The 13155-nt window shown below is 68.9% G+C and carries 12 protein-coding genes; 7 read left to right on the top strand and 5 right to left on the bottom strand.

The window, feature by feature from the left end; genetic code table 11:
* Positions 1 to 167 precede the first annotated feature (167 nt).
* Complete coding sequence (locus tag DIE02_RS19345; protein ID WP_124488131.1) at positions 168 to 1406, top strand: SfnB family sulfur acquisition oxidoreductase; 1239 nt, start codon at positions 168 to 170, stop codon at positions 1404 to 1406.
* Between the two features lie 130 nt (positions 1407 to 1536).
* Here the strand turns inward: DIE02_RS19345 and DIE02_RS19340 are convergent, their stop codons facing one another.
* Together DIE02_RS19340 and DIE02_RS19335 are read right to left on the bottom strand one after the other, a co-directional pair.
* A complete protein-coding gene (locus tag DIE02_RS19340) occupies positions 1537 to 2475 on the bottom strand; it encodes an esterase family protein (protein WP_124488130.1) in 939 nt (312 codons plus the stop codon).
* 61 nt (positions 2476 to 2536) lie between these two features.
* The gene (locus DIE02_RS19335; protein ID WP_124488129.1) at positions 2537 to 3640 is read right to left on the bottom strand and encodes an OpgC domain-containing protein; all 1104 of its coding nucleotides are present in this window, start codon (positions 3638 to 3640) and stop codon (positions 2537 to 2539) included.
* Positions 3641 to 4021: 381 nt separating this feature from the next.
* Between DIE02_RS19335 and DIE02_RS19325 the strand changes: the two genes are divergently transcribed.
* Complete coding sequence (locus DIE02_RS19325; RefSeq protein ID WP_124488128.1) at positions 4022 to 5176, top strand: porin; 1155 nt, start codon at positions 4022 to 4024, stop codon at positions 5174 to 5176.
* Between the two features lie 51 nt (positions 5177 to 5227).
* On the opposite strand, the gene DIE02_RS19320 is transcribed toward DIE02_RS19325, so the two are convergent.
* Positions 5228 to 6139 carry a LysR family transcriptional regulator gene (locus DIE02_RS19320; protein WP_124488127.1) on the bottom strand — a complete coding sequence of 304 codons (912 nt, stop codon included), beginning with the start codon at positions 6137 to 6139 and terminating at the stop codon, positions 5228 to 5230.
* A gap of 138 nt (positions 6140 to 6277) precedes the next feature.
* Here DIE02_RS19320 and DIE02_RS19315 point away from each other — a divergent pair, with 138 nt between their 5' ends.
* Positions 6278 to 7294: an aldo/keto reductase gene (locus tag DIE02_RS19315; protein ID WP_124488126.1), complete on the top strand. Its 1017-nt coding sequence runs from the start codon at positions 6278 to 6280 to the stop codon at positions 7292 to 7294.
* A 191-nt stretch (positions 7295 to 7485) separates the two neighbouring features.
* The gene (locus tag DIE02_RS19310; RefSeq protein WP_124488125.1) at positions 7486 to 8226 is read left to right on the top strand and encodes a sulfite exporter TauE/SafE family protein; all 741 of its coding nucleotides are present in this window, start codon (positions 7486 to 7488) and stop codon (positions 8224 to 8226) included.
* Positions 8227 to 8245: 19 nt separating this feature from the next.
* Here the strand turns inward: DIE02_RS19310 and DIE02_RS19305 are convergent, their stop codons facing one another.
* The gene (locus tag DIE02_RS19305) at positions 8246 to 8632 is read right to left on the bottom strand and encodes an ester cyclase (protein WP_044843235.1); all 387 of its coding nucleotides are present in this window, start codon (positions 8630 to 8632) and stop codon (positions 8246 to 8248) included.
* Positions 8633 to 8683: 51 nt separating this feature from the next.
* The gene (locus DIE02_RS19300) at positions 8684 to 9580 is read right to left on the bottom strand and encodes a LysR family transcriptional regulator (protein WP_124488124.1); all 897 of its coding nucleotides are present in this window, start codon (positions 9578 to 9580) and stop codon (positions 8684 to 8686) included.
* 535 nt (positions 9581 to 10115) lie between these two features.
* Here DIE02_RS19300 and DIE02_RS19295 point away from each other — a divergent pair.
* The 3 genes from DIE02_RS19295 (at position 10116) to DIE02_RS19285 (ending at position 13125) form a co-directional block, all read left to right on the top strand.
* Positions 10116 to 10952 carry a peptidoglycan DD-metalloendopeptidase family protein gene (locus tag DIE02_RS19295; protein WP_124488123.1) on the top strand — a complete coding sequence of 279 codons (837 nt, stop codon included), beginning with the start codon at positions 10116 to 10118 and terminating at the stop codon, positions 10950 to 10952.
* 188 nt (positions 10953 to 11140) lie between these two features.
* Positions 11141 to 12031, top strand: coding sequence for a class A beta-lactamase (gene bla, locus DIE02_RS19290; protein WP_124488122.1), 891 nt, complete (start codon positions 11141 to 11143; stop codon positions 12029 to 12031).
* Between the two features lie 221 nt (positions 12032 to 12252).
* Positions 12253 to 13125, top strand: a complete 873-nt coding sequence (locus DIE02_RS19285) for a LysR substrate-binding domain-containing protein (RefSeq protein WP_044843239.1) — start codon at positions 12253 to 12255, stop codon at positions 13123 to 13125.
* Positions 13126 to 13155 lie beyond the last annotated feature (30 nt).

Below are 13155 nucleotides of genomic sequence, written 5' to 3'. Positions count from 1 at the left end.
AACGTCGACGCCAGGGCGTCGATTGCGACGCCGAAGCGCGGAAGCGGATGCGGTGCCGTGCGATGTCGTTTGTTATCCGAAGGAATATCGTTACGAGAATCGCTCGGTTTGCCGGCCTGCGGCGCGCTGCTAGATTGAGTGCTTTCGTGATTCGACAGGAGAGCCCGATGTCAGATACGAGCGCGACGATTCAGGACCGGCCGGCCGACGCAAGACCGCAGGTGGCCCGCGTGATCGCCGACGACGCGCAGGCGATCGCGGTTGCGCAGGCACTCGCGCAACGGCTGGCCGAAGGGGCGGCCGAGCGGGACCGCGAGCGCCGGCTGCCGCGCGACGAGATCGAATGGTTCTCGCAGTCGGGGCTGTGGGCGATCACGGTGCCGAAGGCCTACGGCGGCGCGGGCGTCTCGAACGTGACGCTCACCGAGGTGATCAAGATCGTCGCGGCGGCCGATGCGTCGCTCGGGCAGTTGCCGCAGAACCACTTCGGGCTGGTCGACGTGATCGCGCTGACCGGCACCGATGCGCAGAAGCGCCATTTCTTCGCGGAGATCCTGAGCGGCAAGCGCTTCGGCAACGGCTTCTCGGAGAAGGGCACGAAGCATGTGCTCGACCTGAAGACGCGCGTGCGGCGCGACGGCGACGACTATGTCGTCGACGGCACGAAGTTCTATTCGACCGGCGCACTGTTCGCGCATTACGTGCCGGTGCTCGGCCTCGACGATGCGCAGCAGGCGTGGCTCGCCTATATCCCGCAGCCGACGCCGGGGCTGACCGTGATCGATGACTGGTCGGGCTTCGGGCAGCGCACGACCGCGAGCGGCACGGTGGTGCTGGACAGCGTGCGCGTGCCGGCTTCGCATGTGTTGCACGCGCAGCGCGTGTCGGACGAGCCGACGCTCAACGGCCCGCTGTCGCAGATCATCCAGGCGGCGATCGATGCCGGCATCGCGAAGGCCGCGATCGCCGATACGGAGGCGTTCGTGCGCACGCGCACGCGGCCGTGGGTCGACAGCGGCGTCGAACGGGCGGCCGACGATCCGTTGATCGTCCGCGAGATCGGCCGTCTGCATATCCAGCTGCATGCGGCGGAAGCGCTGCTCGAACGCGCGGCGCGCACGCTCGACGAGATCGGCGCGCGCGGCACGGTGACCGACGACGATGTCGCGCGTGCATCGGTCGCGGTCGGCGAGGCGAAGGTGTTGACGACCGAGATCGCGCTGCTCGCGGGCGAGAAGCTGTTCGAGCTGGCGGGCACGCAGTCGACGCTCGCCGAACACAATCTCGACCGGCACTGGCGCAATGCGCGCACGCACACGCTGCATGATCCGGTGCGGTGGAAGTATCACCTCGTCGGCAACTACTACCTGAACGGCGTGCGGCCGGCGCGTCACGCGTGGAATTGAATCAGGCGCGAGGCAGCGCGACAGCGCGGCGCGCGCCTTGCGCCGGTGACGCCGGCGCAGAGTAGGAAGCGGCGTCAGGTGATCGTTGTGCGGTTGCCTGACGCGTCGGCCGGCTCCATTACGTCACGCATTACTTCACGCATTCCAGCGCGTACTTCAACCCCGACCCGAGCACCCCGCGCCACACGTCCCACGTGTGCCCGCCATCGACGATGCGCAGTTCGGCCGGGTTCTGCGCGCGGCGCAGCTGCGTGTACAGGACGCTCGATTCGGCCTGGATCGTCAGGTCGTCGTCGCCGGCCGCGATGAACATCGGCACGCGCCAGTTGCGCGCGAAATAGCCGCGCATCAGGGCCGGGTAGTTCAGCTCGTGCCACACGCGCGGGTCGAACTGCCGGTCACCGAACACGCCGACATAGCGCGCGGCGGAATTGAGCGGCGGCTCGTTCGCGTAGATCGCGGGGCTCAGCAGCATCGCGCCGCAGAACAGGCCCGGTTCGAGCAGCGAGAAACGCAGCGCGCCGAAGCCGCCCATCGACACGCCGCCGATCGCGCGGCCCGCGCGCTGGTTCGACACCGCGAAGTGCGCTTCGACTTCCGGCAGCAGGTCGTTCAGGAACGCGCTCTGCATCTTCTCCTTGCGGTCGACGTACCAGTCGGTGCCGCCTTGCGGCATCACGATCACGACGGGCGGGATCTCGCGGCGTTCGATCAGCGTGTCGGCCGTGGCCTGCAGCCGGCCCTGCGTGATCCAGTCGTTTGCATTGCCGGCATTGCCGTGCAGCAGGTACAGCACCGGGTAGCGCGCGCCTTCCGGGTTGTAGCCGGGCGGCAGGTAGACCGTGTACGACCAGTCGCGCTTGAGCGACGCCGACCGGAACGCGCGCAGCACGACGCTGCTGCCCGGATTCACCGGCGGTTCCTGGGCGGCCGGCGCGACCGTTGCGGGCGGGACGATCGCGGGCGCGGACGTCGCCGGCGCGGCCGCGGGCCCGCCCGGCGTGGCGTGGGCAGTGGCGATGGAGCCGGCGATCAGGGCGACGGCGAACGGAAGGGCGAGTCGGCGCATGGCGAAGCGTTTCAGGAGAGGCGCCCGCTATCGTAGCAGCGGCGCGTGACGGCGCGGCACGTCATCGCCGCGTACGGAACGGGAACGACAGCCGCGACACCAGCGGCGCATAAAGCTTCGCGACGAGATACAGCAGGCCCATCGCGACGACGTCGGCGGCCAGGCCGAGCGGCACGTCGAGATAGCCTTCGGTCGCCTGGTAGAGCAGCGAGTCGACCGCGAGCGAGATGCCGGTGCCGGCGACGAAGCACAGCAGCCCCTGGCGGCCGATCGTGCCGATCCACGGCATCGCGTGCGCGACCTTCTTCATCCACCCGAGGTGCACGAGCTTGGCCGCGAGCCACGCGATCGCGAGGAAGTTCGCGAGCCGCAGCGCGCCGAGGTTCTGCTTGATCGACGGATCGGTCGGGAACGGCTCGACGCGCAGCCGGTAGTACGCGCCGGCCGCGACGATCGCGAGCGACACGGCCGTCAGCAGCCAGCCCTGGGGTTTCGGCGCGAGCGTCTGGTAGACGGGCTGGCAGCGCGCGATCACGCCGAGCACGAACAGGAACTGCCACGCGAACGGGTTGAAGTCCCACGGCGCGCCTTCGACGGTCGGCAAGAAGCGCGCGACGTGCGGCGCCGCGTACCAGAGCGAGCCGCTGAATGCGAGCATCAGCCACGGCTGGGTGCGCGCGAGCGGCAGCGCGAGCGGGACGAGCAGCGCGAAGAACGCATACATCGGCAGCACCGACGCGAGATACGGCTGGCGGCGGAACAGCAGGATGTCGCGCAGCGCGGCGAGCGGCTTGTGGAGCATGCCGTCGAGATCGTTGGTCGGCATGTTCGGGCCGTCGATCGAGAACGCGTTCAGCACGGCGGTGATCAGCAGCATCAGGCCGGCCGTCACGAGGAATGCGCGGTAGATCTCGAACGCACGGCGGATGAAACGCTGGCGCGCGGCGGCCTCGTCGTGGCGCTCGGCGAGCGAGTTGTACGCGATGGCGGTCGCGAAACCGCCGAGGAACACGAACACCTCGGCCGCATCGCACAGCGCGTACGCATGCAGCGTCACGCGCGACAGGATGCTGCCGCCGATGTGATCGACGACGATCACCAGCAGCACGAGGCCGCGGAAGAAATCGAGTTCGGCGTAGCGGCCGGCCCGGGCGGCGGCGGTCATCGGGCCGCCTCCCGGCGCGCGCCGCGTGCGCGGCCGGCACCTGCCGCGCATGAATCGGGGTGAAGCATGAATTCGTGAAGAAATGACGAACGGATGCGCATTGTGCCACCGATGCGGTGCCGTCCGGGTTTACGCGGATAGCGGGCCGGCCGGCCGCTGCCGATAAGCGTGCTCATGGCATCGGAAGAACAGGGCAGTTGGACGAGCGCAACGCTTTGCTGGCCGCGCCCACGCCCCGATGGACGGGCGGTTTGCGACGTGACACCATTTTGTCCTCGCGGCCGCACACCGCGCAGTCCGCCCTGCGGGCCACCTCTATAAAACAGACCAAACAATCGCCGGGCGAATGGCCTGCCCGGCACCCGGCTCCGGAGATCCGTCATGAAGAAGCACGTCATTTTTGCCGCCGCGCTGGCCGCTTTCGCCGCGCCGGCCTTCGCGCAGGACAGCGTGACGCTGTACGGCCTGATCGACGAGGGCTTCAACTACACGAACAACGTGAGCGTGAACGGGGTCGGAAAAACGAATTACCAGCTCGCGAGCGGCTATGCGCAGGGCAGCCGCTGGGGCCTGAAGGGCAGCGAGGACCTCGGCGGCGGGCTGAAGGCGATCTTCACGCTGGAAAACGGCTTCGACGTGAACAACGGCCGGTTCAACCAGGGCGGCCGGATGTTCGGCCGCCAGGCGTTCGTCGGGCTGAGCGCGTCGCGCTTCGGCACGCTGACCTTCGGCCGCCAGTACGATGCGGTCGTCGACTATCTCGCGCCGCTCACCGCGAACGGCAACTGGGGCGGCACGCTGTTCTCGCACCCGTTCGACAACGACAACACGGACAACTCCTTCCGCGTCAACAACACGGTCAAGTACGCGAGCCCCGACTGGAACGGGCTGTCGTTCGGCGGCACCTACAGCTTCAGCAACAGCACGGGCTTCTCGACCAACCGCCAGTACAGCATCGGCGCGCAGTATTCGCTGGCCGGGCTGCAGGTCGCGGCCGCGTATCTGCAGGCGAACAGCCCGGGCGCCGGCAATGCGGGCGCGATCGCGGCCGACGACGCGAACTTCGTCGCCGACCGCCTGCGGATCTTCGGCGGCGGCATCAACTATACGTTCGGTCCGGCGACGGTCGGCTTCGTCTATACGAAGACCGACGTGAAGAACCCGGTGTCGACCGTCTACCTGCCGGCGTCGACATTCGACGGCCTCGGGCTCACGGCGACCAGGTTCCAGAACTTCGAGATCAACGGCAAGTACCAGCTCACGCCCGATTTCTATCTCGGCGCGCAGTACGTGTATACCGACGGCAAGTTCGACGCCGCGGCCGGTTCGTTCAAGCCGAAATATCACACCGTCGGGCTGATGGCCGACTACAGCCTGTCCAAGCGCACCGACGTCTACCTGCAGGGCGCATGGCAGAAGGTCGCCGGCGACAAGACGGGCACCGCGGCCGACGGCGGCTACGTGGTCGGGACGGACGGTCCGTCGTCGTCGGCGAACCAGTTCGCGGTGCGCGCCGCGATCCGCCACAAGTTCTGATGCGCTTGACCGGTCGGCGCCCGGGGTGGGTTGCCCTGGCGCCGGCCGTCGTCATTGCGCGCGGTGCGCGTCGTCGAGCGTGTGCGCGAGCCAGTCGACGAAGATCCGCACGCGCGGCGCCAGATGCCGGCCGTTCGGAAACACGACCGACACCGGCAGCGGCGCCGCATGCCATTCCGGCAGCACCTCGACCAGCGAGCCGTCTTCCAGCAGCGGCGCGAGCCCGTCGCGCGGCGCCTGGATCAGCCCGAGGCCCGCGAGGCAGCACGCGAGATACGCGTGCGAGCTGTTCACCGCGACCACGCTGCGCATCTTCACGGTCTGCAGCGCGCCGGAATCCATGTCCGCATATTCCCAGTCCAGCTCGCGGCCCGTGCGGCTCGAGAAATAGCCGACCGCGACGTGGTCGGGCAGATCGTCCGGCGAGCGCGGCATGCCGTATCGCGCAAGATACGCGGGCGACGCGCAGTTGATCTGCGCCATCTCGCCGACGCGCCGCGCGACCAGCGACGTGTCGGACAGCACGCCGACCCGCACCGCGCAGTCGATCCCGTCGGCGACGAGATCGACGAAGCGGTCGGTCGTGCTCAGCACGACGCGCAGGTCGGGATAGCGTGCGTGGAAATCCGGCAGCGCCGGAATCACCTTGTCCAGTGCAAAGCGCTCGGGTAGGTCGACGCGGATCAGGCCGCGCGGCGACGCACCGGCTTCGTCGAACAGCGTCTCGGCGTCGTCCAGGTCGGCCAGCAGCCGCGTGCAGCGCTCGTAGTAGGTCGCGCCTTCCGCGGTCAGCGCGACGCGCCGCGTCGTCCGCTGCAACAGGCGCACCTTCAGGTGCTTCTCCAGGTACTGGACGGCATTGCTGACGGTCGGGCGCGGCAATTGCAACTGCTCGGCGGCTTTCGTGAAGCTGCCGAGGTGGGCGACGCGCGCAAAGATGCGCATTGCATGCAGATGGTCCATGCGGGGCGGAAACGTGACGGATCGGGAGGCTCCATTGTTAATCAGCGTCGAATGATTTGGTTGGGCGTTTCGCGTTTATCGCGCGCCGCATTACGCCCAGAATCCGGTTCATTCACTCACCACCGCGAGGAAACGGACATGGACAAGCGTCAACTGGGCCGCACGGGCCCGCAGGTATCGTCGATCGGGCTCGGCTGCATGGGGATGTCGGATCTCTACGGGCCGGCGGATCGCGACGAAAGCGTCGCGACGCTGCACGCGGCGCTCGACAACGGGATCACGCTGCTCGATACCGGCGACTTCTACGGGATGGGCGACAACGAGATGCTGATCCGAGACGCGCTGCGCGGCCGCACGCGCGACCAGGTGCTGATCAGCGTGAAGTTCGGCGCGCTGCGCGATCCGGCCGGCGCGTTCGTCGGCTACGACGCGCGGCCGCAGGCGATCCGTAATTTCGTCGCGTATTCGCTGAAGCGGCTCGGCACCGACCACATCGACATCTACCGGCCGGCGCGCGTCGATCCGGCGGTGCCGATCGAAGAGACGGTCGGGGCGATCGCCGATCTCGTGAAGGCCGGCTACGTGCGCCACATCGGCCTGTCGGAGGTCGGGGCCGACACGATCCGCCGCGCGGCGGCCGTCGCGCCGATCGCCGACCTGCAGATCGAATACTCGCTGCTGTCGCGCGGGATCGAGACGGACATCCTGCCCGTGTGCCGCGAACTCGGGATCGGCGTGACGGCCTACGGCGTGCTGTCGCGCGGACTGCTCGGCGGCGGCTGGAGCGCGGCGCGGCAGGGCGAGCGCGATTTCCGCGCGGCCAGCCCGCGGTTCCAGGGCGAGAACCTCGCGCACAACCTCGCGCTGGTCGACGCGCTGCGCGCGATCGCCGACGAGAAGGGCAGCAACCCGGCGCAGATCGCGATCGCATGGGCGCTGTCGCGCGGCGACGACATCGTGCCACTGATCGGCGCACGCAAGCGCACGCAACTCCAGGACGCGCTTCAGGCATCTAAATTGCAACTAACGGTCGATGATCTCGCCCGCATCGAAACGGCGGTTCCCGCCGGGGCGGCTGCCGGCGAGCGTTATCCGGCCGCGCAGATGGCGCACCTCGACAGCGAGCAGGGACGGGGGCCGGCGCATGGTGCCTGAACGGCGCGCATGGCGGTGCGACGGTGCGACGGGGCAACGGGGCGATGAGGCGATGGGTGGCGGGGTAGCGGGGTAGCGGGGTGACAGGCCCCGCCGGGCGGGCCCGAGCCAGCCTCAGGCAAAGCCAGATGGCCGACGGCGTGACGGTGGTTCACCATCGGCGCCGTATTCAACCGGACCGAACCCCCGCCATGCAAACGCATACGCTGACGATCATCGTGCTGGTCTTTCTGCTCGCCGGCGCGGTCAAGGGCATGATCGGCCTCGGGCTGCCGACGATCGCGATGGGGCTGCTGACGCTCGCGATGTCGCCGTCAGCCGCCGCGAGCCTGCTGCTCGTGCCGTCGTTCATCACCAACGTGTGGCAGTTGTGGCTCGGCCCGTCGTTCGGGCCATTGCTGCGGCGTTTGTGGCCGCTGCTCGCCGGGCTGACGCTCGGCACGCTGACGGGCGGGCTGCCCGCGCTCGCGGCCGGCAGCGCGTGGACCCGTGCGGCACTCGGCATCGTGCTGGTCGCATACGGCGGCTGGGGGCTCGCCGCCGCGCGGCTGCCCGCGCCGGGCCGTCACGAAAAGTGGCTGTCGGCCGCGGTTGGCTACCTGACGGGCGTCGTGACGGCCGCGACCGGCGTGTTCGTCGTGCCGGCCGTGCCGTACCTGCAGGCGCTGCGCCTGTCGAAGGACGACCTGATCCAGGCGCTCGGGTTGTCGTTTACCGCGTCGACGATCACGCTCGGCCTGCAGTTGCGCGTGACGGGCGCGCTGCAGACGGTCGATCTCGGCGTATCGGCGCTGGCACTCGTGCCGGCGCTCGCGGGGATGATCGGCGGGCAGTACGCGCGACGCGTGATGAGCGAGAAGGCGTTCAAGCGCTGCTTCTTCGTCGGGATGATCGCGCTCGGCGCCTATATGGCCGTGTCGGGGCTGCGGTAAGCCGTGACGGCCGGCAGCGTCACAGCTGCGCTTCGATCGCGGCCTTGTCGATCACAGACCAGACCTGCCGGATCCTTCCGTCGTGAAATTCGTAGAAGACGTTTTCGGCGAACGTGACGCGCGTGCCGTCGACGGCGAGCCCCATGAAGGTCCCTTTCGGCGCACAGGCGAAGCGCAGCCGGCATGCGATGCGCGGCGGTTCGCACACGAGCAGCCGGACCTCGAAATGGAGATCCGGAATGTCGCGGAAATCCTGCTCCAGCATCGCGCGATAGCCGGCCAGGCCGAGCGGCCGGTCGTTGTGGATCACATTGTCGGCGACGTACCGGCCGAGCGCCGGCCAGTCCTGCCGGTTCAGGCAGTCGATGTAGGCGCGATAGTGCATCGCGAGTTCGGGTCCGGTCATGGCTGCGATGTCTCCTCGGGTATCGCCACGCTGTTGCGGCGCGCACGACGTTCAGCGTGGCGGCATGTCGCCCGACAGATACGACACGAACGCCTGCGTATATTTCGGCAACGCATCGAACGAGCGCGCGCAGAGCGTCAGCTTGCGGTGGCTCCACGCATCGGACAGCTCGACGAGCCGCACGTCCATCGTCTGCATCGCGCGTTCGGCCGCATGGCGCGACACGATGCCGATCCCCACGCCGCTTGCGATCACGCGGCAGATCGCATCGAAACTCTTCAGTTGCACACGGTAGCGGATCCGCTTGCCGAGCGCACGCGCCTGGTCCGCCAGATGGACCTGCAGCGCGCTGCCGTCGGTCAGCCCGATGAAGTCCGCGTCGGCGATCTCGTCGAACGCGACCTTGTCGCGCGCGGCGAGCGGATGACCGGCCGGCACGACCGCGATCAGCCAGTCCTCTCTGAACGGCTTCTGTTCGAGCCCGCCGAGTCCGACCGAATCGGCGACGATGCCGACCTCGGCCGTCCTGTTGCGGATCGCATGCACGATTTCCTGGCTCGAGCGCTCCTCGACGCTGATCGACAGTTTCGGGTGAAGCGGCAGATACGCGGCGAGCGCGTCGGGCAGGTATTCGCTCAGCGACGCCGTGTTGCACAGCAGCCGGATATGCCCGCGCAGCCCCTGGCCGTATTGCTGCAGCTCGCCGCGCATGTGGTCGATCTGCTGCAGCACCGTGCGCGCGTGGTGCTCGAGCGCGCGGCCGGCGTCGGTTACCTGCGCGCCCGACTTGGTCCGGTGCAGCAGCGGCACGCCGAGCTCGTCCTCCATCCCGCGGATGCGCTCGCTGGCGGCCTGCAGCGTGATGTGGGTGCGCTCGGCGCCGCCCGTGATCGTGCCGGCCTCGCAGATGTTCAGGAAGAGCCGCAGGTCGGTCAGGTCGAAGCGCATGATCGTTGGGGCGCGTAAGGATGGGTATGGCCGATAAGTTAGCAGGAACCGCCGCACCGGTCTCAGGCTGGGCCTGAGGCCCCGTTCGCCGGTTCCGCATTTTCGGGGCGGGATCGATGCCGGATCATGGCCGCATATCAACCGGGGGAGACTGTCATGCGGGTCGATTCGTCGTGGGGCGTGTCGTTCAAGATCGCGCTGCACGTGCTGTTCCTCTGCATCGGCATCGCGTGGGCCTGCGCGGAGCTGGTCGACTGGCTGCGTTGAGCGGGCGGACGGCGCGGGCCGCACTGGCTCGCCGGCGCGCTCACGCGCGCAATGAAAGCCGTTCGAAATAATCGGTGCATCGCGAAATTTCTTCCGAATCGCCCGTCCAATACCGTCAAGTTTTTCCGAATCCGACCGTATTCCCGGTAACAAGTGTTTGCCGGCACCCGGTTCGTGATCGTTTGTCATCATTGTTTGCATCCGGTTACACGTCGGCCGTTCCGTTTTTGAGATGCTTGAAAGATTGTCAAACCGGAGTCGATCGTCCATGAAACAGCGCGAGATTTGCCGCAAGTCGGCGTGGCTGTCCGGCCTGGCCGCGGTGCTCGTCATGGCCGGTTGCGCCAGTACGCCGTCCGTCCCGCCGAGCGATACGCTGGCGGGCTCGACGTCGGGCCAGCCCGCCGCCGCGCCGGCGGCGCCGCCGGCGCCCATTCTCGTCGCGCAGAAGTACGTGGTGAAACGCGGCGACACGCTGTCGGGCATCGCGTCCGCCAACGACTGCAGCGTCGCCGACCTGCGGACCTGGAACAAGCTCGACGGGCGCGGCAGGCTGCGCATGGGGCAGGTGCTGCGCATCGTCCGGCAGCAGCCGCTGCAGGCGCCGGGCGCGTCGGCCAGCGCGCAGGCGGCCGCACCGGCCGCCGCGAGCAATGCGGCGGGCGCCGCGCAGGCGAGCGCATCGACGGCGAGCGACCGGCAGGTCGTGAAGGAGACCCGGCGCCATGCGGGCGCGGTGGCGCTCAGATGGCCCGCGCAGGGCAAGATCGTCGATGCATTCAAGCCGGGGCAGAACCGCGGCATCCAGATCGCCGGCCGGCCGGGCGATCCGGTTCGTGCGGCCGCCGACGGCCGTGTGATGTACGCGGGCACCGGCCTGAACGATTACGGCACCTTGATCATCGTCCAGCACAACGCCGATTTCCTCACGGCCTATGCGCACAACCGCAAGCTGCTCGTGAAGACCGGCGACATCGTGCGCCAGGGCGACGAGATCGCCGAGATGGGCGACCTCGACAACTCGCGTGTCGCGCTGCTGTTCGAGGTGCGGCGTGACGGCAAGCCCGTCAATCCGATGCCGTACCTGCCTTCGTCGCAAGGCTGACGCGAGCGGCGCGCGCTGCTACGCTAGGGTCTGTTCATGTGAGTCCTGCCGCATGGGGGCCGACGGACGTCTTCGGGGATGCGCGGCGAATGCCGTCGCGAGCCGGCCGTCGGCGTGAACACGCGCGCATCGCCGATGCGCGCGTGCGTTGCTCCGTGCCACCGTTTCCGACCGAACAGCCTTCATCCATGGAACACTCTCCGACACGCCGCTCGCTGTTGCTCGCCGCCGTCGCCGCGCCGTTCGTCGCCGCCTGCTCGTCGGCACCCGTCGCCGACCAGGGGCGCGCCCACGTCGCCCAGGCCGAACTCGCCGCGCTCGAAAAAGCGTCGAACGGCCGGCTCGGCGTCGCCGCACTCGATACGTCGAACGGCACGCGCATCGCGCATCACGCGCGCGAGCGCTTCCCGCTGTGCGGCACCTATGCGGTCGTCGCCGCCGCCGCGATACTCGCACGCGGTTCGCTCGACGCATCGCTGCTGCCGCGCCGCATCCTGTATCGCCGCTACGAGGTCGTGGCCGGGTCGCCGGTGACGGAAAGCCATGTGGATACGGGGATGACGATCGCGCAGCTCTGCACCGCGCTGCTGCAGTCGGGCGACAAGGGCGCGGGGAACCTGTTGATGGGCGTGCTCGGCGGCCCGCAGGCCGTCACGTCGTTCGCGCATGAAAGCGGCGACACCGCGTTCCGGCTCGACCGCTGGGAACCCGAACTGAACCAGGCCGCGCCCGGCGACGAGCGCGATACGTCGACGCCGGTCGCGATGGTCGACATGCTGCAGCGGCTGCTGCTCGGCGACACGCTGCGCGAGCCGCAGCGTGCGCAGCTCACCGAATGGATGACCGGCGGCGCGACCGGAATCGCGGCCGGCGTGCCGCCCGGCTGGCGCAGTGCCGGCAAAACCGGCACCGGCGGCTACGGCACGACGACCGACGTCGCGGTGCTGTGGCCGCCGTCGCGCGCGCCGATCGTGCTGGCCGTGTCGTTCACGCAGCCGCGTGCCGACGCGGCGGCACGCGCGGACGTCGTCGCGTCGGCGGCGCGCATCGCGGCGGGTGCGCTCGTTCCCACCGCCTGAGCGCGGCGGCACGCGCGGACGTCGTCGCGTCGGCGTCACGCATCGCGGCGGGCGCGCTAGTTCCTACGACCTGAGCGCCCGGCGCACCTCGCGTAAAGCCCGCGTTTGGCTTATCGTGTCGATCAGCGCGCGCCGATGTCGACGCGCGGTCCTGCCGCGCCGTCGTTCAGCGCGGTCGATCCGCGATCCGCGGTCCGTTTACCCGCCTTACCCGCTTCGTCATGCGCCGACTTCCGCCCCTGCACGCGCTGCAGATCTTCTCGACCGTGGCTCGCCACCGCAGCTTCACGCGCGCGGCCGAGCAGCTGTGCCTCACGCAGGGCGCGGTGAGCCGGCAGATCCTGACACTCGAAGCGCACTACGGCTTTCCGTTGTTCAAGCGGCACGCGAAGGGCCTCACGCTGACGGCGGAGGGCGAGCAATTGCTGCCGGTCGTCAACGAGAGCTTCGCGCGGATCGAGGACATCTCGATGAAGCTCACGCGGCAGCGCACCGATCTCGCGCTGAAGGTGCCGACCTGCGTGATGCGCTGGATGCTGCCGCGCATCATGCGCTTCCAGGGCGAGCATCCCGATCTCCACGTGCAGATCACGACCGCGTGGCAGCACGTCGTCGATTTCTCGGCCGAGCCGTTCGATGCGGCGGTCGTCTATGGCACGTCGCCGGGCGCGGGCGTGTTCGCGCTGCCGCTGTTCGACGAGCGGCTGACGCCGGTGTGCGCACCCGAGCTGCGGCACGCGACGCCGCTCGATGCGGTCGGCGATCTCGCGCGCCATACGCTGCTGCATCCGACGCGCGACCATCGCGACTGGCGCGCGTGGCTCGATTACGCGGGTGAGCGTGCCGTCGACGCGGAGCGCGGGCCGACCTTCGACACGCTCGATCTCGCGACGAACGCGGCGATGCAGGGCTTCGGCGTCGCGATCGGCGACGTGACGCTCGTCGACGACGACGTCAGCGCGCGCCGGCTCGAACGGCCGTTCGACATCGTGCTCGAGACCGGCGCCCGCTATTTCTTCGTCTATCCCGAGAGCATCGGCAGCCAGCAGAAGATTCGCGCGTTCAGCGACTGGATCGCCAGCCATCGCGACTGACGCGCCACGCGACGCCGGCGGCGCGAGTTG

It is taken from the genome of Burkholderia sp. Bp8991 (genome assembly GCF_003853795.1).
In the GTDB taxonomy this organism is placed as follows: domain Bacteria; phylum Pseudomonadota; class Gammaproteobacteria; order Burkholderiales; family Burkholderiaceae; genus Burkholderia.
This window is presented reverse-complemented; position numbering and strand designations above follow the sequence as displayed.

What these genes read in the sequence shown, in the direction of transcription:
- DIE02_RS19345 (WP_124488131.1), top strand. Translation starts at nt 168, where the DNA reads ATGTCAGATACGAGCGCGACGATTCAGGACCGGCCGGCCGACGCAAGA.
- DIE02_RS19340 (WP_124488130.1), bottom strand. Translation starts at nt 2,475, where the DNA reads ATGCGCCGACTCGCCCTTCCGTTCGCCGTCGCCCTGATCGCCGGCTCC.
- DIE02_RS19335 (WP_124488129.1), bottom strand. Translation starts at nt 3,640, where the DNA reads ATGACCGCCGCCGCCCGGGCCGGCCGCTACGCCGAACTCGATTTCTTC.
- DIE02_RS19325 (WP_124488128.1), top strand. Translation starts at nt 4,022, where the DNA reads ATGAAGAAGCACGTCATTTTTGCCGCCGCGCTGGCCGCTTTCGCCGCG.
- DIE02_RS19320 (WP_124488127.1), bottom strand. Translation starts at nt 6,139, where the DNA reads ATGGACCATCTGCATGCAATGCGCATCTTTGCGCGCGTCGCCCACCTC.
- DIE02_RS19315 (WP_124488126.1), top strand. Translation starts at nt 6,278, where the DNA reads ATGGACAAGCGTCAACTGGGCCGCACGGGCCCGCAGGTATCGTCGATC.
- DIE02_RS19310 (WP_124488125.1), top strand. Translation starts at nt 7,486, where the DNA reads ATGCAAACGCATACGCTGACGATCATCGTGCTGGTCTTTCTGCTCGCC.
- DIE02_RS19305 (WP_044843235.1), bottom strand. Translation starts at nt 8,632, where the DNA reads ATGACCGGACCCGAACTCGCGATGCACTATCGCGCCTACATCGACTGC.
- DIE02_RS19300 (WP_124488124.1), bottom strand. Translation starts at nt 9,580, where the DNA reads ATGCGCTTCGACCTGACCGACCTGCGGCTCTTCCTGAACATCTGCGAG.
- DIE02_RS19295 (WP_124488123.1), top strand. Translation starts at nt 10,116, where the DNA reads ATGAAACAGCGCGAGATTTGCCGCAAGTCGGCGTGGCTGTCCGGCCTG.
- bla (WP_124488122.1), top strand. Translation starts at nt 11,141, where the DNA reads ATGGAACACTCTCCGACACGCCGCTCGCTGTTGCTCGCCGCCGTCGCC.
- DIE02_RS19285 (WP_044843239.1), top strand. Translation starts at nt 12,253, where the DNA reads ATGCGCCGACTTCCGCCCCTGCACGCGCTGCAGATCTTCTCGACCGTG.